Here is a 489-nt window from a genome sequence, read left to right on the forward strand (position 1 = left end):
CGATCGAGGCCAGTACCAAGAACGGAGGTGACGCCTGATGGCACAGGACGTGATGGGGTACACCACCCTGCAAGTCATTCCCGTTCTGCAGGGCGCGACCGCGAACCTCGAGGGGCAGCTGTCCGGGCCGCTCGTCTCGGCCGGGCGTAGCGCCGGACAGGCAGCGGGCCAAGCCGTCGCGACCGGTCTCGCACAGGCACAGGCCGCCGTCGAGCGCGCCTCGGCGGCCCTGGCCGCAGCCCGTGACAAGGAGGCCGACGCGGCGGGCAAGGTCCGCGTCGCCGAGCTGAAACTTCAAGAGCTACGCGACAAAGGCACCGCCACCGCCGCGCAGATCGCCCGCGCCGAGGAAGCCCTCGCCACCGCGCAGCGCGGCGCAACCCGCGCCAACCAGGCCACCCGAACCGCGGTGGACAACCTCGCGCGAGCACGCGCCGGACTGGCGAACGCGACCGACGAGGCCGCCGAGTCCGAGGGGCGGTTCTCTCG

At 72.6% G+C, this 489-nt stretch carries 1 pseudogene; it reads left to right on the top strand.

What is annotated here, in order from left to right:
* Positions 1–37 precede the first annotated feature (37 nt).
* Positions 38–489, top strand: a pseudogene (locus ON31_RS00055) (phage tail tape measure protein); the annotation flags it as partial.

Origin of the sequence: Nocardia otitidiscaviarum NBRC 14405 (assembly GCF_000308635.1) — a bacterium.
Taxonomy (GTDB): domain Bacteria; phylum Actinomycetota; class Actinomycetes; order Mycobacteriales; family Mycobacteriaceae; genus Nocardia; species Nocardia otitidiscaviarum.